General features: G+C 69.0%; 17 protein-coding genes and 1 pseudogene. 9 read left to right on the top strand and 9 right to left on the bottom strand.

Translation table 11 applies throughout. From position 1 onward, the window contains the following. From AB0C30_RS54670 to AB0C30_RS54690, 5 genes are read right to left on the bottom strand one after another with little or no spacing between them, the layout of a single operon-like run. A complete protein-coding gene (locus AB0C30_RS54670; protein WP_357959930.1) occupies positions 1-846 on the bottom strand; it encodes a TatD family hydrolase in 846 nt (281 codons plus the stop codon). Further along, positions 847-1,353 carry an EboA domain-containing protein gene (locus tag AB0C30_RS54675; protein ID WP_357959933.1) on the bottom strand — a complete coding sequence of 169 codons (507 nt, stop codon included), beginning with the start codon at positions 1,351-1,353 and terminating at the stop codon, positions 847-849. Continuing rightward, positions 1,298-2,164 (bottom strand): sugar phosphate isomerase/epimerase family protein, encoded by an 867-nt coding sequence (locus tag AB0C30_RS54680; protein ID WP_357959936.1) that lies wholly within the window; start codon positions 2,162-2,164, stop codon positions 1,298-1,300. Before AB0C30_RS54680 ends, AB0C30_RS54675 begins: the two co-directional genes overlap by 56 nt. Beyond that, positions 2,161-3,006, bottom strand: a complete 846-nt coding sequence (locus AB0C30_RS54685; RefSeq protein ID WP_357959939.1) for an SCO3242 family prenyltransferase — start codon at positions 3,004-3,006, stop codon at positions 2,161-2,163. Before AB0C30_RS54685 ends, AB0C30_RS54680 begins: the two co-directional genes overlap by 4 nt. Beyond that, positions 3,003-4,136: an inositol-3-phosphate synthase gene (locus tag AB0C30_RS54690; protein ID WP_357959942.1), complete on the bottom strand. Its 1,134-nt coding sequence runs from the start codon at positions 4,134-4,136 to the stop codon at positions 3,003-3,005. Before AB0C30_RS54690 ends, AB0C30_RS54685 begins: the two co-directional genes overlap by 4 nt. 395 nt (positions 4,137-4,531) lie before the next feature. Between AB0C30_RS54690 and AB0C30_RS54695 the strand changes: the two genes are divergently transcribed. From AB0C30_RS54695 to AB0C30_RS54720, 6 genes are all read left to right on the top strand, one after another. Next, positions 4,532-5,965 (top strand): sugar ABC transporter ATP-binding protein, encoded by a 1,434-nt coding sequence (locus tag AB0C30_RS54695; RefSeq protein ID WP_357960136.1) that lies wholly within the window; start codon positions 4,532-4,534, stop codon positions 5,963-5,965. After that, positions 5,962-6,975 (top strand): ABC transporter permease, encoded by a 1,014-nt coding sequence (locus AB0C30_RS54700; protein WP_357959946.1) that lies wholly within the window; start codon positions 5,962-5,964, stop codon positions 6,973-6,975. Before AB0C30_RS54695 ends, AB0C30_RS54700 begins: the two co-directional genes overlap by 4 nt. Next, positions 6,972-7,922 (top strand): ABC transporter permease, encoded by a 951-nt coding sequence (locus AB0C30_RS54705; RefSeq protein WP_357959949.1) that lies wholly within the window; start codon positions 6,972-6,974, stop codon positions 7,920-7,922. The genes AB0C30_RS54700 and AB0C30_RS54705 overlap by 4 nt, the downstream gene beginning before the upstream one ends. Then, on the top strand, positions 7,909-9,105 hold the full coding sequence (locus tag AB0C30_RS54710) for an ABC transporter substrate-binding protein (RefSeq protein WP_357959952.1): 1,197 nt from the start codon (positions 7,909-7,911) through the stop codon (positions 9,103-9,105). The genes AB0C30_RS54705 and AB0C30_RS54710 overlap by 14 nt, the downstream gene beginning before the upstream one ends. 37 nt (positions 9,106-9,142) lie before the next feature. Then, on the top strand, positions 9,143-9,976 hold the full coding sequence (locus tag AB0C30_RS54715) for a sugar phosphate isomerase/epimerase family protein (RefSeq protein WP_357959955.1): 834 nt from the start codon (positions 9,143-9,145) through the stop codon (positions 9,974-9,976). Positions 9,977-10,330: 354 nt separating this feature from the next. Continuing rightward, positions 10,331-13,807: a ThuA domain-containing protein gene (locus tag AB0C30_RS54720; RefSeq protein ID WP_357959958.1), complete on the top strand. Its 3,477-nt coding sequence runs from the start codon at positions 10,331-10,333 to the stop codon at positions 13,805-13,807. A gap of 71 nt (positions 13,808-13,878) precedes the next feature. Here AB0C30_RS54720 and AB0C30_RS54725 read toward each other — a convergent pair whose 3' ends face one another. Beyond that, positions 13,879-14,196 (bottom strand): hypothetical protein, encoded by a 318-nt coding sequence (locus tag AB0C30_RS54725; RefSeq protein WP_357959961.1) that lies wholly within the window; start codon positions 14,194-14,196, stop codon positions 13,879-13,881. Positions 14,197-14,303: 107 nt separating this feature from the next. Here AB0C30_RS54725 and AB0C30_RS54730 point away from each other — a divergent pair, with 107 nt between their 5' ends. Next, positions 14,304-14,918, top strand: coding sequence for an integrase core domain-containing protein (locus AB0C30_RS54730; RefSeq protein WP_357959964.1), 615 nt, complete (start codon positions 14,304-14,306; stop codon positions 14,916-14,918). A gap of 56 nt (positions 14,919-14,974) precedes the next feature. Here AB0C30_RS54730 and AB0C30_RS54735 read toward each other — a convergent pair. Together AB0C30_RS54735 and AB0C30_RS54740 are read right to left on the bottom strand one after the other, a co-directional pair. Continuing rightward, positions 14,975-15,214: pseudogene (locus tag AB0C30_RS54735) on the bottom strand (NAD(P)-binding domain-containing protein); the annotation flags it as partial. A gap of 570 nt (positions 15,215-15,784) precedes the next feature. Next, the gene (locus tag AB0C30_RS54740; protein WP_357959967.1) at positions 15,785-16,690 is read right to left on the bottom strand and encodes a LysR family transcriptional regulator; all 906 of its coding nucleotides are present in this window, start codon (positions 16,688-16,690) and stop codon (positions 15,785-15,787) included. Positions 16,691-16,783: 93 nt separating this feature from the next. Here AB0C30_RS54740 and AB0C30_RS54745 point away from each other — a divergent pair, with 93 nt between their 5' ends. Both AB0C30_RS54745 and AB0C30_RS54750 read left to right on the top strand, forming a co-directional pair. Next, on the top strand, positions 16,784-17,539 hold the full coding sequence (locus tag AB0C30_RS54745; RefSeq protein ID WP_357959969.1) for an SDR family oxidoreductase: 756 nt from the start codon (positions 16,784-16,786) through the stop codon (positions 17,537-17,539). 102 nt (positions 17,540-17,641) lie between these two features. Continuing rightward, the gene (locus AB0C30_RS54750; RefSeq protein ID WP_357959972.1) at positions 17,642-18,526 is read left to right on the top strand and encodes an MBL fold metallo-hydrolase; all 885 of its coding nucleotides are present in this window, start codon (positions 17,642-17,644) and stop codon (positions 18,524-18,526) included. A 165-nt stretch (positions 18,527-18,691) separates the two neighbouring features. On the opposite strand, the gene AB0C30_RS54755 is transcribed toward AB0C30_RS54750, so the two are convergent. Next, positions 18,692-18,904, bottom strand: a complete 213-nt coding sequence (locus AB0C30_RS54755) for a hypothetical protein (protein ID WP_357959975.1) — start codon at positions 18,902-18,904, stop codon at positions 18,692-18,694. Positions 18,905-19,010: the final 106 nt, after the last annotated feature.

A 19,010-nucleotide genomic window follows, 5' to 3' on the forward strand; every position in this document is an offset into this window, starting at 1 on the left:
TCACCCCCGCTTGATCGTGTTGCCGGCGTGGTCGGGGCCGGCTTCCGAGCCGGTCTCGAGGTCGAGGCGGCCGCTCTGCCCGTAGAAGGCGACCGGATTGCGCCACAGCACCCGGTCCACGTCGTCCTCGCCGAAACCGGCCGCGAGCATGACGTCGGCCACCTCACGTGTCTTGAGCGGGTCGCTCCGTCCCCAGTCGGCGGCCGAGTTCACCAGAATCCTGTCCGTGCCGTACTCCTTGAGCAGGGCCACCATCCGGTCCGGGTCCATCTTGGTGTCGGGGTAGATCGAGAACCCCATCCAGCAGCCCGAGTCCGCGACCATGCCGACGGTCATCTCGTTGAGGTGGTCGATGAGCACCCGTTCGGGGGGTATCCCGGCGTCCCGTACCACGTGGAGGGTCCGGCGGGTGCCCGCGGCCTTGTCCCGATGCGGAGTGTGCACGAGCACCGGAAGGTCATTCTCCTGCGCCAGGGCGAGCTGGGCCTCGAAGGCCCGTTCCTCCTCCGCCGTCATCGAGTCGTAGCCGACCTCGCCGACCGCGACGACGGAGTCTTTCAGCAGGTATCGCGGCAACTCGGCCAGCACCCCCACGCACCGCGCATCGTTCGCCTCCTTCGGGTTGAGCGCGAGCGCGCAGTGGTGGTGGATGCCGTACTGCGCGGCGCGGTACGGCTCCCAGCCGAGCAGCGCGTCGAAGTAGTCGAGGAAGCTGCCCACGTTGGTACGGGGCTGCCCCAGCCAGAAGGCGGGTTCGACCACGGCCCGGACCCCCGCGGCGTACATGCGCTGGTAGTCGTCGGTGGTCCGGGAGGTCATGTGGATGTGGGGGTCGAAGATGCGCATTCAGCTCCTCTCCAGGATGTCGCTCGGGACGGGCCGGCCGGCCGCCCGCAGCTCCGCCGCGTAGTCCGACAGCATCCGGGCCAGTTCGGCGTCGAAGCGGCGGTCCAGCCCGGCCACCGCCGCCAGGGGGATCGACATGAAGACGCACTTGAGCACTCCTTGACGGAAGGAGTGGTCGTCCAGCCACGCCGAGCCGTACGGGCCGAGAGCCGCGGCGACCAGCCGCGTGTCATTGGTGCGCAGCGCGTCCTCCACCAGCCCGACCGCCGTCCCTTCTGAATCGAGCTCATGCAGGACGGTCAGGATCGCCAGCCTCTCGCCGCTGTCGCCGGCCTCGTACAGGCCGTGGATCACCGCGTGGTCGCCGTGCAGCGCGCCGAGCAGCGCGCGTCGGGCGCCGGGGCCGCCCCGCCGTTCGGCCTGCGCGAAGAGCCGGTGGATCGCGTACGGGTCAGCCTCGACCTGCCGGACGGCCTGTGCCAGCCACTCCTGCGCCGGCTCCTTCATGTGCCCTCCTCAAGAAGTCGATCGAGCGGCGGGCGACCTGCGGGGCCGCATGGCTGTGCCGGGCCAGCTCCACGGCCACCAGACCCGAGTAGCCGTGCAGAGCGGCGAGCACCGGCACGAAGTCGATCTCACCCTCGCCGAATTCCAGGTGCTCGTGGACCTCGCGGCGCATGTCCTCGATCTGCACGTGCACGGTGTACGGCAGCGCCCGGCGGATACAGGTGCCCAGGTCCTCCCGCTCCACGCAGTGGCAGTGCCCGATGTCGAGGGTGAGACCGAACCGGTCATGGCCGCCGAGCATCGCGCGCAGCCGCTCGAAGCCGTCCAGGTCGGCGACGAGCATCCCGGGTTCCGGTTCGAATCCCAGCGTGACGCTCACCTGGTCGGCCTCGTCGAGCAGCCGTGCGCACTGGCGGGCCAGCCGCGTGTACGCCTCCGCCTCCGGCATGCCGTCGGGGCGGACCCCACTCCACAGGTGCACCACGGGAGCGCCCAGATCGGCGGCGACCCGCATCGCCGTGGTCAGGAACTCCACTCTGCGCTCGGCGTTGTCGCTGATGAGGGTCGGATGGTGTTTGCGCAGGGGATCGAGGGTGTAACGCCCGCCCGTCTCGACGACGGCATCGAGGCCCAGGCGTTCGAGGAGCCCGGCGATTCGCGACACCGCCGCGGCCAGGCCGGGGGAGTGGGGGTCGAGATGACCGTGGTCGAGCGTGATCGCCGCACCGGTGTACCCCAGATCGGCCAGGACCGCCAGCGCCTCGGGGAGCCGGTGGCCGGCGAAGCCGTTGGTGCAGTAGGCCCACTTCACGATGTCGCCAGCCGGGATGAGAGCCACCTTCCCAGCGGCAGCGAACACAGCAGCGCGCCCGCCGTCGCGAACCGCCCGCCACCGGCGACCGCCGCCGCCTGGAGCGGGATCAGGCCGAGGATGCTCAGGCGGACGGCCTGCCGGACGTTCTCGGGGTCGGGACGGGCCCGCAACCCGGCCTGGACCGGGAGGGTGAAGGCGAGATAGCCGGCGATGAGGACGCCCGCTCCGGCCCGGGCGGCGGCTCGGTTGCCTACACAGGAGGCGGCTGCGAGACCGGCCGCCGCGGTGCTGGCCACGAGCGCGCGCTCGGCGGTCCCGCGTGCCGCCCCCGTTACCTCGGCCCGGCCCAGGACGCTGATCCCGTAAGTGTGCGCACCTATCGCCAGCGCCGTCGGCACGGCGGCCCTGACCTGCTCGCCCGCGCCCAGAAGCACGTCGAGCACGCGGCAGGCCGCCATGGAGGCCGGTCCCGCCGCCGTCCGTTTGAGGCCCAGGTCGTAGGCCCACACCGCGCCGGCCAGCAGGCCGGCGACGGTGAGAGCGCGACGGCCGCCGGCGAGGGCGGCGGTGGCCAGGCCCGCGCCGGTCAGGGCGGCCGCGAGCCCGAGCGCGGCGCCCGGGCGGACCCGGCCTGACGGGATCGGGCGCTCAGGACGCTCGACGGCGTCCGCTTCACGGTCTGCCCAGTCGTTGAGCGCCATTCCCGACCAGTACATGAGCACCGACGCCAGGGCCAGGCCGCGTGCCGGACGCCGTCCAGCGGCGGCGGCCCCCGCCATGGTGTCCCCCGGCACCGACAGTGCGGCCGGTGCGCGGACCAGCTCGAGCAGCGCCCTCATGACAGCTCCTCGGCGAAGGCGCGCAGCCGGGCGTACTGGGCGGCCAGCGCGTGCTCGTCCGTCCCCAGCGGGCTCTTGAAGAAGTAGCCGAGCTCGGGCAGGACGCCGTGCCGCCCTTTCTCGTGCGCACGGGCGACCAGCCGGGCCAGGTCCAGGACGAGCGGAGCGGCCAGCGCCGAATCGCAGCCCTGCCAGGTGAACTGCAACGTCATCCGCACGCCGAGAAAGCCCTCGAATGTTACGTGGTCCCAGGCGGTCTTCCACTCTCCGAGATCCGGGACGTAGTCGATGTGCGTCTCACCCTCGACGGGTCCTCCCAGGACCTTCGCGACGACCTGGTCCTTGGAGAGCTGTTTGCTGGACCTGGCGGCCGGATCGGCGAGTGTCGCCCCGTCGCCGCCGCCGAGGAGGTTGAGCCCGGACCAGGAGCGGACCCGCAGTGCCCGGTCGGCGAACATGGGCGCCAGGGCGCTCTTGACCAGGGTCTCGCCGGTCTTGCCGTCGCGTCCCGCGTACGGCACGCCCCGCCGGGCGGCGAGTTCCGCCAGGGCGGGAAGGGCCGGCCCGGTGGAAGGGGTGAACTCCACATAGCCGCACCCGGCGTGGAACGCCGCATAGGCGTACAGCGAACTCGGCGGCAGGACGTCGTCCCCCGCGGCGAGCCGCTCCTCGAGATCGGCCAGCCTCTCGAACTCCGGACGCGAATCCACCGGGGGCTCGGTCGACGACACGTTGACGACGACCACCCGGGCCAGCCCGTGCCGGGCCCGGAAGCCGGCGATGTCGTCGATCAGCCGGGTCGCGGCCCGGCCGCCGTCGCCGGGGACGTGGCCCGGCCGGATCTCGGCGTCTGCGGCGTCCAGGTCGCAGGCGAGCAGCCCCGGCAGGTCCGGTGATATGACTCCTGCTCTGCCCAGCTGTTCGGCGCGCTTGCGTAAGGAGGTCTCGGTGATGTCATGGCCGCCGAAGGCCAGGTCGGTCAGCGGAACCAGGTGCCCGGGAAAGCCGGGGGACTCGCTCACACATCCTTGCGGGGTGGCAGCTCCTGCCCTGATGGCCGCGGCTCCCACGATGGCAGTGGTCGCCACGGATCCCCGTGCCCCGATAAGCCACACACCGAGCTTGTCCATGAAAGCTCCATCGTGTCGGGACTATCCCCGCATGCGGAAGGCATCCGGTATGTAAGTCTCCGTGATGGTAAGAGCCATTTTTGTCGATGGTCAAGCATAAGAAGGCTTATCGCTGTCATATTATCCGCCGATTACGGCCATCACCGCCGCACCGGTGATGGCCGCGCGGTCGCCGAGCTCGCTCGCCAGGATGTCGAGGTGCTGCTCAAGGCCTGCTGTAGACCACCGATTATGCCGTCAAGGGTGCGAGCTTTTGCTTGACCGTCGACATAAGCCCGCTTAGCATCCGGCAGCATGAGGGCTATAAGGCCGAAACTTGCCGCTGGCCCAGGCTTACCCTCAAGACTCCGTCCGCGGGATCGGCCACGGTGGGGGAGGTGGGCGGGGTGCTGAGCATGCGTGGCATCGGCAAGAGCTTCCTGGGCGTGCGGGTGCTGTCCGGAGTGGACCTGGACGTAACGGCCGGCGAGGTGCACGCCGTCGTCGGCGAGAACGGCGCCGGCAAATCCACCCTGATGAAGATCATTTGCGGTGTTCACCCGCCGGACGAGGGCACGATCGAGATCGACGGTCACCCCGTCTCCTTCGGCCATCCGCTCGAGGCGCAGCGCTCCGGCATCGCGATCATGTACCAGGAGTTCAACCTGCTGCCCGAGCGTACGGTCGCCGAGAACGTCTTCCTCGGGCGCGAGCCGCTCAGGCGCGGCCTGGTCGACCGGGCCACCATGGAGCAGGCGACTGCGCGGCTCCTCGCCGAACTGGGCGAGGACTCCTTCGGCCCCCGCAACGCGGTCAAGCGCCTGTCGGTGGCCCAGCAGCAGGTCGTCGAGATCGTCAAGGCGTTGTCGATGAACGCCCGGCTCGTCGTCATGGACGAGCCCAGCGCGGCGCTCGCCGAGCACGAGGTCGAGCTGCTCTACCGGCTGATCGGGCGGCTGAGGGAGCGCGGCGTTGCCGTCGTGTACATCTCCCACCGATTACGCGAGGTGTTCGACCTGGCGGACCGCGTCACCGTGCTCAAGGACGGCTCGCTCGTCACCACGCTCCCGATCGGCGAGGTGACCCCCGACGAGCTGATCCGCCTGATGGTGGGCCGCGACCTCGGCGCCTACTTCCCGCCCCGCTCGCCGGGCCCCGGTGAGGTACGGCTCAGCCTGCGCGGAGCGGGCAACCACAAGCTCCGCGACATCGATCTGGAGCTGCGTGCCGGGGAGATCGTCGGCATCGCCGGCCTGCAGGGATCCGGCAGATCGGAGCTCGCCAAGGCGATCTTCGGCGCGGAGCCGTTCACCACGGGCGAGATGACCCCGTCGCGCCCCCGCTCAGTCCGGGAAGGCGTCGCCATGGGCATCGGGCTCGTGACCGAGGACCGCAAGGCCGAAGGACTCGCCCTGCGCCAGTCGGTTCGCGACAACGCCCTGCTCGTCGCCCGGGCGGTGGGCGCCAAGGGCCGCAACGGCGTCCACGGCCTGCTCGAACGGGTACGCCTGTCGCCTCCACGACAGGAACAGGAGGTCCGCTACCTGTCCGGAGGCAACCAGCAGAAGGTCGTGCTCGCCAAATGGATGACGATGGCGCCGCGCGTGCTGCTGTTCGACGAGCCGACCCGGGGCGTCGACGTCGGGGCCAAGGCCGCGATCCACGACCTGATGCGTGAGCTGGCGAATGGCGGCATGGCCATCATGATGATCTCTTCCGAGCTGCCCGAACTCATCGGCATGAGCGATCGCGTCGTCGTCCTGCGCGACGGCCGGATCGCAGGCACACTGCCGGCCGGCCCCTCTGAGGAAGCCATCATGCGTCTGGCCGCAGGAGAGGTGGCTGAATGAACACGCTCTCACGCGTCCGCCGTCCCGCCCACCCCGGCGAGGCGCACAGCGGCCTGGCGGCCTGGTTACGTGAGCCCACACAGGTGGTGTTCCTCGCGCTGCTCGGCCTGGTCGCGGTCGGCTGGGTCCTGGTCGCGCTCGACGGCGGTCAGTTCCTGACCATGGAAAGCATCGTCGGGATCCAGCAGCGCTCGGCGGCCCTCGGCATCGTGGCGATCGGGCAGACGCTGGCGATCCTGGCCGGGTCGCTCGATCTGTCCGTGGCGTACCTGATCAGCCTGACCTCGCTGATCGCGGCGGAGATCATGGCGGGCCAGGACGGGAACATCCTGCCGGCGGTCGCCGCGGTGCTTGCCGTCAGTGCATTGGTGGGGCTGGTCAACGGGCTGGTCATCACCAGGCTCCAGGTTCACGCCTTCATCGCCACGCTCGGCGTCGCCCTGATCATCAGGGGCATCGTCGACCACCTGTACGACGGCCCCGCCGGCAAGGTGCCCGAGTCGTTCCAGATCCTCGGCTACTCCCGAATAGGGCCGATCCCCGTCTCCGCCCTGCTCTGGGCAGGCGTCGCCGTCGCCGCCTGGTTCCTGCTGAGCAGGACCCGGCCGGGCTACCGCATCTACGCGGTCGGCGGGAACGAGGAGGTCGCCCGGCTGTCCGGGATCCGTACGGGTCGCGTCATCCTGCTCACCCACGTGCTCTGCTCGGTCTGCGCCGGCATCGCGGGCCTGCTCCTGGCCGGCAGGCTCGGGGCGGGGGCGCCCACGGTCGGCACCGACGGCGGCTACGACCTGGAGTCCATCGCCGCGGTCGTGCTCGGCGGGACCGCGCTGGCCGGCGGCAAGGGTGGCGTCGCCGGAACCGTGGGCGGCGTCCTGCTGCTGGCTGTCCTGGACACCATCTTCAATCAGCTCGAGGTCAACTCCTTCGTCAAGGACGTGGTCCGCGGCGTGGTCATCGTGATCGCGGTGGCCGTCTACGCCCGGCGCACCAAGGAGCGGTCGGCATGAAACGGGCACTTCCCATCGTCGCGGTCCTCCTGGTGCTGCTGGCCGCGATAGCGGTCGCCAACCCCTTCTTCCTGGAGCCCGCCGGGTTCCTGGCGTTCCTCAAACGGGCCGCGCCGCTGGTGATCCTGGCCGCGGGGCAGTACTTCGTCATCGTCTCCGGCGAGTTCGACCTCTCAGTCGGCTCGCTGGTGACGGCGGAGGTGGTGATCGCCGCGCGGCTCATCGACGGCGACGAGTCCGCCACCTGGCCGGTCCTCGCGCTGCTGACCGCCGTCGGGCTCTTCGTCGGACTGATCAATGGCGTGATCACCACCAAGCTGCGGGTGCCGTCGTTCATCGTGACGCTCGGCATGCTGCTCATCCTGTCCGGAGCGGTTTTCCTGTGGACCGGCGGCGCACCGCGCGGCGCGTTGTCGGAGGGCTTCCGGGCCCTCGGCCGCGGCGGCCTCGGACCGGTGCCGTGGTCGGTGCTGATCCTCCTCGCCGGGGGCGCGGCGGCGATCTTGCTCATGCGCGCGGATTTCGGCAAGACGCTCATCGCCACCGGCGACAACGAACGCGCCGCGGCCCTGTCCGGGGTCCGGGTCCACCGAGCCAAGATCTTCGCCTTCATGCTCTCCGGCCTGGCCGCGGCCGTCGCGGCGATCCTGCTCGGCGGCTTCGCCGGTGTCTCGGCCCAGGTCGGCCAGGGACTGGAGTTCTCCGCCATCACCGCGGTCGTGCTCGGCGGCGTGGTGCTCGGCGGCGGCCGCGGCTCCGTGCTGGCCGCCATGGCCGGGGCCTTCACGCTGGAGGCGCTGTTCACCCTGCTCAACCTGTACGGAATCTCGGGGGCGCTGGAGTTCACCGTGCAGGGCGTCATCATCATCGCCGCGGTCGCGGCGGGAGCAATCCGGCTTCCCCGGCCGTTCACCCCCCGCAAAGGAGACGCACATGCCGCGTCATAAGGCCGCAGTCGCCGTGCTCGCCGCGCTCGCCCTCGCCGGCTGCACCACCGACAAGCTGACGTCCACTACCCAGTCCGCGGCTCCCGCCACGAGCGCTCACCGTTCGGGCACGGGTGCGCAGTCGAAGTTCTTCGTGCGGGCGGACTTCGACGCCCAGCTGGCCATGCGCTCCCAGACGCCGCAGGGTCCCACGGACAAGCCTTGGGAGCAGGCCATCGCTCCGCAGATGGTCGATACGGCGAAGTACAAGAAGAACGGACCGTACCACCTGTGCTTCTCCAACGCCGCGGTCAACAACCCATGGCGCCAGGTCGGGTGGAAGACGATGCAGGCCGAGGCCGGCCTGCACAAGGAGATCACCAAGTTCACCGCCTTGGATGCCGAGGGCAAGGACGACAAGCAGATCTCCGACATCGCCGAGTTGCAGGCCAAGGGCTGTGACGCGCTGATCGTCTCGCCGAACACCACGGCCACGCTCACCCCGGCCGTGACGGCCGCCTGCGGGAAGGTGCCCGTCATCGTGTTCGATCGGGGCGTGGAAACGGACTGCCCGGTGACGTTCATCAAGCCGATCGGCGGCTACGCCTTCGGCGCCGACGCCGCCGAGTTCCTGGTCGAGAAGGTTCCGGCCGGCGGTAAGGTGCTCGCGCTCCGTATCCTGCCCGGCGTGGACGTACTGGAGACCCGCTGGTCGGCGGCCAAGGTGGTCTTCGACAAGAGCGAGGTCCAGGTCGTGGGGGTCGAGTTCACCGACGGCGACGCCGCCAAGACCAAGAGCATCGTCAGCGACTACATCCAGCGGCACGGCAAGATCGACGGCGTCTGGATGGACGCAGGCGCCACGGCGGTGGCCGCGATCGAGGCATTCGAGGACGCGGGCCTGCCGGTACCACCCATCAACGGCGAGGACCAGCAGGACTTCCTGCAGAAGTGGAAGGACGCCCACCTCACCGCCATCGCGCCCACATATCCGACCTACCAGTGGCGCACCCCGATCATCGCCGCGCTGAAGATCCTCAAGGGCGAGGAGGTGCCCAAAATGTGGAACCTGCCGCAGCCGAAGGTCACCTCGGAGAACCTGTCGGCGTACCTGAAGCCGAACATGCCACCGCTGCACTACGCGTTGTGCGGCTGCGAAACCCTGCCCGGGTTCCCCGAGAACTGGGGCGGGAAGAAGAGCTGATCGGCTCCTTCCGCGAACCGACCACGAAGAGGGGCGCATGTTCTCCATCGGAGTGAACACCTGGGTCTGGGTCTCCCCGCTGACCGACGACGAACTGGCCCGGCTCGCGCCCCGCATCGCAAGGTGGGGCTTCGACGTCATCGAACTGCCGATCGAGCAGCCCGGCGACTGGAACCCGGACAAGGCCGCGACGGTACTGGCCGAGCACGGGCTGGCCGCGTCCGTGGTACTGGTCATGCCGCCGGGGCGGGAACTCGTGGCCGCCTCTCCGGAGACCATCCGCGACACCCAGGACTATCTGCGGCACTGCGTCGACGTGGCGACGACCGTCGGCTCCCCCGCGATCGGGGGGCCGGCGTACGCCTCGGTCGGCCGTACGTGGCGGCTGGCGCCGGACGAGCGCAGGGCGGTCTACGCGGAGTTGCGTGAGCATCTGCGGCCCGTTTTGGACTACGCGGCCGGCCGTGGGGTGAAGCTCGCGGTCGAGCCGCTCAACCGGTACGAGACCAGCCTCGTCAACACCGTCGAGCAGGCGCTGGACGCGCTGCCTGAGGACTGCCACCTGGCACTCGACACCTACCACATGAACATCGAGGAGAAGGATCCCGCCCAGGCGGTGCGGGTCGCGGCGGATCGGATCGCGCACGTCCAGGTGTGCGGCACCGACCGCGGCACGCCGGGAGCCGACCGCTTCGACTGGCCCGGCTTCACCCGGGCCCTGAACGACGCCGGCTATCAAGGGCCGCTCGTCATCGAGTCCTTCACCGCGCACAACCAGACCATCGCCACCGCGGCCTCCATCTGGCGACCCCTCGCCGAAAGCCAGGACGCGCTGGCCGTGGACGGCCTCGCCTACCTGCGCACCCTCTGATCAAAATGGTGCTTGAAAGTTTCATACTTATCGAAGGCTTTTTCCTTGCCCTTTTGAATGCCGGCGGAGCGGCGCGGCATCGGTAACGCGGCCTGAACCTGCGGATTTCCGGTAAAGGCGGTGAGACCCTGGCTCAGTAGAAGCGGAAAGGCGGTCCTGGACTCGCTTGATAAGCATGCTTGACACTCATGTTTGGCCCGACCTATTTTCGTTCCGAATCGATTCGACATCCTCGCATGGTCAGGCCCCGCCGCCCGGATCGATGGGTGGGTCACTGCTGAAGACGACCGGCATCGGCCGAGATGACGCACGCCTTCCCACCCGTCAACTCCGTAACCCCCCAGGAGATCCTTCATGCGAACATCACGCCTGCTTTCCGCCCTCGCCGCAGCCTTATTAGGGTTGTGGCTGTCCGCGGTGCCGCTGGTGGCGCACGCGGCCGCGCCGCAGTTCAAGGTGCTGCTGTTCACCAAGACCGCGAGCGGCGCCTATCGGCACGACTCGATCCCCGCCGGTGTCGCGATGTTCCAGCAGATGGCGGCCGACAACAACTTCCAGCTCGACCAGAGCGAGGACTCCGCCGTCTTCACGGCCGCGGCCCTGAACACCTACGACGCGGTGATCATGTTCCAGACCAGCGGCATGGTGTGGGACAACGACGCCCAGCGTCAGGCCTTCCAGGCGTACGTGCGCAGCGGCCACGGCGTCGTCGCGATCCACAACGCCACCGACATGAACATCGAGGCGCAGTTCCCCTGGTGGGACCAGGTCGCCCTGGCCGGCGCGCACATGACCGCGCATTCATCCATCCTGCAGGGCACCGCCAAGGTGGCCGACAAGGTTCACCCCTCCACCAAGGGACTGCCGGATCGCTGGGTGCGCACAGAGGAGTGGTACAACTTCGACAAGAACCTGCGCGGCTCGGTGCACGTGCTGGTGACCGCGGACGAGACCACCTATGACGCGGGGCCGAACAAGATGGGCGCCGACCACCCGATCTCCTGGTGTCACAACCCGGAGGGCGGCCGGGTGTGGGCCACCGCGATGGGCCACCAGGCGTCCTCCTATTCGGAGCCGTCGTTCAAACAGCACCTGCTGGGCGGGGTGAAGTGGGCGGCGGGCGCGGCGCCGGGCGACTGCGGCGGCACCGTCGCGGCCCGGTTCCAGAAGGTGACCCTCGACGGCGCACCGGACCAGCCGATGGAACTGGACGTGGCCGGCGACGGCAGGGTCTTCTACATTTCGCGCTCGGGCAAGGTGAACCTGATCCCCGCCAACGGCGGGGGCACGCGCGTCATCGCCACCCTGTCGGTGTACGACGGAGGCGAGGACGGCGGCATCGGGCTGGCGCTGGACCCGAACTTCGCCACCAACGGCTGGATCTACGTCAACTATTCGCCGTCCAACGGCGGCGAGGTGAACCGGGTGTCGAGGTTCACCTTCAACGGCACCAGCCTCGACCTGGCGAGCGAGAAGAAGATCATCGAGGTTCCGGCGTACCGCAACGTCGACGAGCCCGGCCACACCGGCGGCTACCTCGCGTTCGGGCCGGGCGGGAACCTGTACATCGGCCCGGGTGACGACACCAATCCCAACGGCTCCAGCGGCTACGCCCCGATCGACGAGCGGCCGGGCCGGGAGCATTACGACGCCCAGCGGTCCGCGGCCAACACCAACGACCTGCGCGGCAAGATCCTGCGCATCCACCCCGAGGCCGACGGCACCTACACGGTTCCGTCCGGCAACCTGTTCGCGCCCGGCACCGCCAAGACGCGGCCGGAGATCTACGCGATGGGCTTCCGCAACGCGTTCCGCTTCTCGGTCGACAAGGTGACGGGGTGGATCTCCCTGGGTGACTACGGCCCCGACGCCGGCGCCGCGAACCCCAGCCGCGGTCCCGAGGGCACCGTCGAGTGGAACCTGATCAAGCAGCCGGGCTTCTACGGCTGGCCGTACTGCGTCGGCAACAACATCCCGTTCAACGACTACAACTTCGCCACCAACACCTCCGGCGCGAAGTTCAACTGCTCGGCGCCCGTCAACGACTCGCCCAACAACACCGGGCTGACCAATCTGCCCGCGGCCAAGCCCGCGACCGTCTGGTACAACTACCACACCTCGGCCGAGTTCCCCGAGATCGACTGCTGCGGCGGTGCCGCCCCGATGGGCGGCCCCTTCTACCGCTACGACGCCGCCGGCGGCTCTGACCGCAAGTTCCCCGAGTACTTCGACGGCACGCCGTTCGTCTACGAATGGAGCCGCAACTTCGTCAAGGAGTTCCGGCTGGACTCCTCGGGCAACCTCCTGAAGATCAACCCCTTCGCGGCACAGCTCGCCCCGCACGCGCCGATCGACATGAAGTTCGGTCCGGACGGCGCCCTGTACATGGCCGACTGGGGCAACGGCTTCGGCCACGCGAACACCGATGACAGCGTCTACCGGGTCGACTACGTAGCCGGAAACCGCGCGCCCCTGGCCAAGGCGAGCGCCAACCCCGACTCGGGCGCGGCGCCGCTGACGGTGGCGTTCTCCTCGGCCGGCTCGTCCGACCCCGACGGCGACGCGATCACCTACGCGTGGGACTTCGGCGACGGCGGGACCTCCACCAGCGCCAACCCGTCCCACACCTACAACGCCAACGGGACGTACACGGCCAAGCTCACCGTACGGGACTCCGACGGGAAGACGGGCAGCGTCACGTTGTCCATCGCCGTCGGCAACACCCGTCCCAAGGTCGTCTTCTCGGCTCCGCCCGACGGCGGGTTCATCGACTTCGGCGACCAGGTGGCCTACACGGTGAACGTCACCGACCCCGAGGACGGCGCCATCGACTGCACCAAGGTCAACGTGATCACCGCGCTCGGCCATGACCAGCACGCCCACGACACCGGCCAGTACACCGGTTGCTCCGGAACGGTCACGACCACCGCCTCCGGCCATGACGAGGCCGCCAACGTCTACTACGCCCTGTCCGCCGACTACACCGACAAGGGCGGCCTGAAGGGCAGCGCCGGCGTCACCCTGCAGCCCAAGCACAAGCAGGCCGAGCACTTCACCGGTTCGTCCGGAATCCGGATCGTCGACGAGCCCGGAGCCGAAGGCGGCAGGCGCATCGGCGACATCTCCAACAACGACTGGACCTCCTTCAGCCCGATCAACCTGTCCGGGATCGACACGGTGTCCTTCCGCGTCTCGGCACCGTCCAACACCGGGGCGTCCATCGAACTGCACGCCGACTCGCCGACCGGAGCCCTCATCGCCTCCAGCCCCGTGCCGGCGACCGGGGGATGGAACACCTACGTGTCCCTGCCCGCGGTGCAGGTCACCGATCCCGGTGGCACCCGCAATGTCTACGTCGTGTTCAAGTCGCCGTCCGCGAACTCGTTCGACGTGGACTCGTTCACCGTCAACGGCAAGGGCGTCGGGCAGGGCGACGGCTCGCCTCCGGGCAGCACGGGCGCGCTGCGGGGTGTCGGGTCGAACCGGTGCCTCAACGCCGCCTCGCCGACGAACGGTACACAGGTGCAGATCTTTGACTGCAACGGGCAGGCCGGCCAGCAGTGGACGTCGACCGCCGCGGATGAGCTTCAGGTGTACGGCAATAAGTGCCTGGATGTGAACGGGGGCGGGACGGCGGACGGCACCGCCGTGATCATCTGGGACTGCAACGGGCGGAACAACCAGAAATGGCGGTTCAACGCCGATGGCAGCATCACCGCCGTCGGGGCGAACAAGTGCCTGGACGTCAGCGGCGCCGCCACCGCCAACGGCACCAAGGTGCAGATCTGGGCGTGCAACGGCCAGAACAACCAGAAGTGGACCCGCGTCTGAATGCCACGTGCCGTCCGGACCCTGGAGCCGGCCTTTCCGCAACGGCTCCAGCGGTCTGGACGGCGGGGGCGTCATTGCGGACAGCGGCCCCGGCCCGACGGGCCATGGTCCAGCGAGGACTTTGGCATCTCCAGCAGCCCACGTACATCCCATGGACCGAGACGTATTTCCGCACCTGCCGCGTGGTCGACGCCGGCGAGCACGTCGCGCACCGCGGTCGGTGCCGTTACGGCGATCTCCTGCCAGGTCCAGTTGCGCAGGAAGCGCAGCCGCCGTCCGTCCGCCGTGACGGCGCAGGTTGAGGTGACGCCCGCCGGCATGCCGCCCCACGACCCGGCATCGGAGACCCACCGGCCGAAGTGCGGGTGCCGGTAGTCGGCGAGCAACATGATCGCGCCGAGGACCGAAGTCGTCGCCGAACCAGAGCCCGAAGCTGGAGAACAGCGCGCCGGTGCTCTTCGTGGCCGCCACCACGAGCCGACCCGGTCGGCCCCGGATGAGCAAGGAGATCCGGGACCTGATAGCACACCTGGCGCGGGAGAACCCGGCCCGGGGATATCGCCGGGTGCACGGTGAACTGGTCCGGCTCGGCTACCAGGTCAGCGAAGCGACCGTCCTGCGGAGCTGTCGGTCCGGCCCGGCTCCCCGAAGCACCGACACCTCGTGGAGCCTGCACGCCCAGGCGAAAGGGCTGCCGGCCGTCGACTTCTTCCATGTCGACACGGCCTTATTGAAGCGCCTGTACGTATTCCGCTTCCTCATCCGCGACCGAGACGCCAAGTTCGCTGTGACGTTCGACGAGGTCATCGCCAGCGAGGGCGTGACGGTGGTGAAGACCCCGCTGCGGACGCCGCGAGCCAACTGCTACGCCGGGCGGTGCGTGCGTACTGTTCGGGCCGAGTGCACCGGCCGCATGCTGATCTACAACGAACAGCACCTGCGGTCGGTGCTGAGCGAGTATGTCGATCACTACAACGGGCATCGGCCGCACCAGTCCCGCCGACAGCGACCGCCCGATCATGACGAGCAGACCGTCGTACCGCTGGCAGGCCGGATCGAACGCCGGAAGGTGCTCAGTGGGCTGATCAACGAGTACCGCCGAGCCGCATAGACGCTCCGGGGAAATCCCAGCTCAAGCCCAATGCGATGAGTTTTGAAGCGGTACAGGTCCGGCGCAAGGATCATCGTGAGGTTGGCCTCCTCGACGGCCTCGGCCGGCGTGACGACCCGCAGCCCGTCGTTCTCGGCCTTCTCACGGCTCTTGGAGCCCTCCGGCAGGCCGACGCGCACGTCCACGCCGGAGTCACGCAGGGAGAGCGCGTGGGCGTGGCCCTGGCTGCCGTACCCCAGCACGGCCACGTGACGCCCCTGGATGATCGACAGGTCGGCCTGATCGTCGTAGTGAATCTCGGTCACTTGCTCAAACCTTTCAGGCGGTACGGTCCAGCGCCCTGAGGGACCGGTCGGTGATGGAGCGGGCACCGGGCCCACCGCGGGGTCCACGCGGCGGGCCCGGAATGGACGCGGCTGGTGCCCAGCCGCGCCGGCCCTACTGGAAGTCGCATCCAGGGTTGGGGGCGTCGGTGGAGAGGGGCGTGCCGTGGGGCATGATGTAGGCGACATCGAGAACGACGGGCTTCTTGCCGAGGTTGCGACCGAGGTGCACGTATTTCGCGCGGCCACGCTGTTGTAGGCGTTGCGGGTGGCCGGGGAGCTGTCGGGAGGGGTCGCCTTGACCGCGTCCCACATCGCGTCGGCGTAGTCGTACAGCGCCTGACGTGCCCTGGCCTGGCGGGCCCGGTCGGCCGGCGACAGCTGGCCGAGCAAGTGGGCGTCCAGGTAGTGCAGCTCGTCGAGAAAGTCGATCGGCGGACGGCCGTTATCGATGAGAATGATCTTGCCTGGGCTCGTCCTGGGCGAGCCCAGGACGCCGGTGGTCTATGGCATCCGGCCGCACTGGGATGTGTCTGCGGGTTCTCAGGCGAGTGCGGCTGCCTGCCGGGGATGGTCTGCGGCGACCTCGACGGCGGTGTGGACGAAGCTGGCGACGGTGCGGGAGCGGGTGGAGTCGGGCCAGGCGGCCACGACCTTGCTCGGGCTCAGGTCGGCGACCGGTACGAAGACCAGCTCCGCCCGGCCGTGTTGGCGGGCGATGGAGAGCGGTATGTAGGCCACCGCTTGGCCGAGTGCGACCACGTCGAGTAGCTGGTTCATGTCGCTGATCTCGGGCCCGTCTGGTGTCTCCCCGGGACCGTTGGCCCAGTAGGCGGCCGTGGCCGTGTCGGTCTGCTTCGCCCAGCGTGGCATTGGTTCCCCGGCCAGGTCGGCGCGGCGCAGGCTGCGGCGCCGCGCCAGGCGGTGCCCGGCGGGCAGGACCGCAACACGCGGCTCGACGAACAGCAGTTCGGTGTCCAGGCCGCGGTCGTCGAACGGGGTATGCAGGAGCGCGACGTCGGCGGTTCCGGCGCGCAGGGCGGCGGCCGGTCCGCCGTCGTGGACGAACTGGACGTGCACTTGGGGCATGAATGGATCGTCCGCGCAGCGTCGTGTGATCTTGCTGAGCAGCTCGGTGCCGGCGCCCGCCTTGATGGCGACGGTGAGCCGGTCGGCCTGGGTGCCCGTGCGGCGGGTGCGCTCGAGGGCGGCGCCGACGGCCTCGACGGCGATCCGGCCCTGTTCCAGCAGTTCCTGCCCGGCCGAGGTGAGGTGGACGTGGCGGCTGGTGCGCTCCAGCAGGGTCACGCCGAGTTTGCGCTCCAGCTTGCCGATAGCGGTGGACAGGGGCGGCTGGGCCATGCCGAGGCGTGCTGCAGCACGGGTGAAGTTCAGTTCCTCGGCGACCGCGATGAAGTAGCGAAGCTCGCGCACTTCCACGTCATCCATATCCCCAGTGTATGGAACGAGAGCCAACGTGTCCTTCTGCTCAGGCTTGCGCGCTGGTGGACTGATCCCCGCCCGAAACGAAAGGGATTCACCATGAGCTTGGACGGCAAGGTCGCGCTGGTCACCGGCGGCAGCCGCGGCATCGGCGCGGAGATCGTGCGGCGGCTGGCAGCGGACGGGGCCGACGTCGGCTTCACCTACAACACAGGCAAGGACGAGGCGGAGAAGGTGGCCGGGCAGGTACGGGCGCTGGGACGCCGGGCCTTGACGATCAAAGCGGATCTGGCCGAGGCCGAGGCCGCCGCCGAGGTGGTGGAAGCGGTGGCGGGAGAGTTCGGGAAGCTGGACATCATCGTGAACAACGCCGGGGCCGTCTCTTGGGGGCCGCTGGCGCGAACGTCGGTGGAGAGCTTCGATCATCTCGTGGCCGTTGACGCACGGGCCCCGTTCCTGGTGATGCAAGCGGCGGCGGATCTGCTCAGCGACGGCGGCCGGGTGGTGAACGTCTCGTCCGGGGTCACCAACACAGCATTGCCGGGTAGCGCGCTCTACTCGGGCGCGAAGGCGTTCCTCGACCAGGTCACCAAGGTCGCCGCGATCGAGTTCGCCGCCCGGGGGATCACTGTCAACGCAGTGGGGCCAGGCGCCACCACGACCGGTCCCCTGGCCGACCCCTCGCCGGAACGGCGCGCGCAGATGGGCGCCGCTTTCGCGCTCGGCAGGGTCGGCGAGCCCGCGGACACAGCCGATCTCGTCGCCTTTCTGGCCTCGGCAGACGCCGCCTTCATCACCGGCCAGGTGATCTACAACACCGGCGGCCAGCACAGCCCTGTCGGCCGCGCCGTCTGACCGGGCGTCCACCGAGCCAGAGGCAACGTGGGCAAGGGGCTTCGGTCCATGCCTGATCCACCGGGTCAACGTCATTTGTGTCGCGCGAGGAGCAACCACGCCATGAGCAGCCATCCGCCCGATACCGGCTGGCACATCGATCAGCGCTGCACGAACTGCGACGTCGCCCGTCAGCTTGCCCCCGGACTGATCGGTGAGGTCGACGGCCGGTCGGCGGTCATCCGGCAACCGCGCACCGACGCGGAGGAACGGGCCATGCGCGCCGCCGCGTACGCCTGCCACACCCGCTCGATCCGGCACGACTCGCAGGGGCTGAATCCGACGCTCGACCCGTTCCCGCTGGCCCTGGACGAGCACCTCTACTTGTGCGGGCACAACTCACCGAAGACCGCGGGCGCCAACTCCTATCTGCTCTGCCGTCCGACCGGAAATCTGATGATCGACACGCCACGGTGGAGCTCCGTTTCGGCCGCGAAGTACGAGGCGCTCGGCCCGGTGACCGAGGTCCTGCTCACACACCGCGACCATGCCGCGCACGGCCGTCGTTACGCCGACCGGTTCGGTGCACGGCTTTGGATCCACGAAGGCGACCTCGACGCGGCTCCAGACGCCGACGAGATCATTCATGGCACCGAGCCGATCGAGATCGCCGACAAGGTGGTCGCACACCCACTGCCCGGACACACCAAAGGCAGCGTCCTCTATCTCGCCGACAACACCTACTGCTTCAGCGGCGACAGCCTCTACTGGTCACGCACCACCAGGGACATCGAAGTGTTCGACAGCATCACCTGGTACTCCATCACCGAACTGGCAGCCGCACTGGAACGGACGGCACCACGCCTTCACTTCGAATGGCTGCTGCCAGGCCACGGCGACCGCAGACGACTCGCCCACGAGGACATGAAACAGCGGCTCCAGAACCTGGCCGCCCGAACCCGCAAACTGCCGCCGGCCCCCATCAACTTCTCCGCTCTTCGCTGGTGAACCGAACGGCGAACTCGACCCCAGATCGGCTCTCGAGCAGGCATCGAACACCGATCCCCAACTGCTCGGCCAGATAGTCCACCACCGGCCACGGCACCGATCCACGCACTCGAAGCCGCCCCACCCACCATCAGCCAGGGCACCGGGCCGGCCGTCACCAGGGCATCACTGCAAGCCGACCTGTTCGCTGCCCACGAACGGGCGGTCCGACTCAACGCCCGCGCCCAGCAACTTGAGAAACGCCTGTCCGAGGCACTCGGCGAACGGGTCTGGCGCGAGTCCGGGCTCGGCACACCCGCCGATGTCGACACGCTCAACGAGAAGATCACCCATCTGGAGCAACAAGTCGTCGATCTGCGCCTCCAACTCGAAGAACACGACGAGGATCTGTCCGCCGCACGCGCCACCAATCGCGAACTCATGGCTCGGCTCAACCAGGCAACCGCTCGCCGGTGACCGGGGTGAGCCGAGATGGCAGAAATTC

The sequence above is a fragment of the Nonomuraea sp. NPDC048901 genome (assembly GCF_040649695.1).
In the GTDB taxonomy this organism is placed as follows: Bacteria; Actinomycetota; Actinomycetes; order Streptosporangiales; family Streptosporangiaceae; genus Nonomuraea.

Excerpts from the sequence above, each read along its gene's own strand:
- AB0C30_RS54670 (WP_357959930.1), bottom strand. The coding sequence starts at position 846 with ATGCGCATCTTCGACCCCCACATCCACATGACCTCCCGGACCACCGAC.
- AB0C30_RS54675 (WP_357959933.1), bottom strand. The coding sequence starts at position 1,353 with ATGAAGGAGCCGGCGCAGGAGTGGCTGGCACAGGCCGTCCGGCAGGTC.
- AB0C30_RS54685 (WP_357959939.1), bottom strand. The coding sequence starts at position 3,006 with ATGAGGGCGCTGCTCGAGCTGGTCCGCGCACCGGCCGCACTGTCGGTG.
- AB0C30_RS54690 (WP_357959942.1), bottom strand. The coding sequence starts at position 4,136 with ATGGACAAGCTCGGTGTGTGGCTTATCGGGGCACGGGGATCCGTGGCG.
- AB0C30_RS54695 (WP_357960136.1), top strand. The coding sequence starts at position 4,532 with ATGCGTGGCATCGGCAAGAGCTTCCTGGGCGTGCGGGTGCTGTCCGGA.
- AB0C30_RS54700 (WP_357959946.1), top strand. The coding sequence starts at position 5,962 with ATGAACACGCTCTCACGCGTCCGCCGTCCCGCCCACCCCGGCGAGGCG.
- AB0C30_RS54705 (WP_357959949.1), top strand. The coding sequence starts at position 6,972 with ATGAAACGGGCACTTCCCATCGTCGCGGTCCTCCTGGTGCTGCTGGCC.
- AB0C30_RS54710 (WP_357959952.1), top strand. The coding sequence starts at position 7,909 with ATGCCGCGTCATAAGGCCGCAGTCGCCGTGCTCGCCGCGCTCGCCCTC.
- AB0C30_RS54715 (WP_357959955.1), top strand. The coding sequence starts at position 9,143 with ATGTTCTCCATCGGAGTGAACACCTGGGTCTGGGTCTCCCCGCTGACC.
- AB0C30_RS54720 (WP_357959958.1), top strand. The coding sequence starts at position 10,331 with ATGCGAACATCACGCCTGCTTTCCGCCCTCGCCGCAGCCTTATTAGGG.
- AB0C30_RS54725 (WP_357959961.1), bottom strand. The coding sequence starts at position 14,196 with ATGTTGCTCGCCGACTACCGGCACCCGCACTTCGGCCGGTGGGTCTCC.
- AB0C30_RS54730 (WP_357959964.1), top strand. The coding sequence starts at position 14,304 with ATGAGCAAGGAGATCCGGGACCTGATAGCACACCTGGCGCGGGAGAAC.
- AB0C30_RS54740 (WP_357959967.1), bottom strand. The coding sequence starts at position 16,690 with ATGGATGACGTGGAAGTGCGCGAGCTTCGCTACTTCATCGCGGTCGCC.
- AB0C30_RS54745 (WP_357959969.1), top strand. The coding sequence starts at position 16,784 with ATGAGCTTGGACGGCAAGGTCGCGCTGGTCACCGGCGGCAGCCGCGGC.
- AB0C30_RS54750 (WP_357959972.1), top strand. The coding sequence starts at position 17,642 with ATGAGCAGCCATCCGCCCGATACCGGCTGGCACATCGATCAGCGCTGC.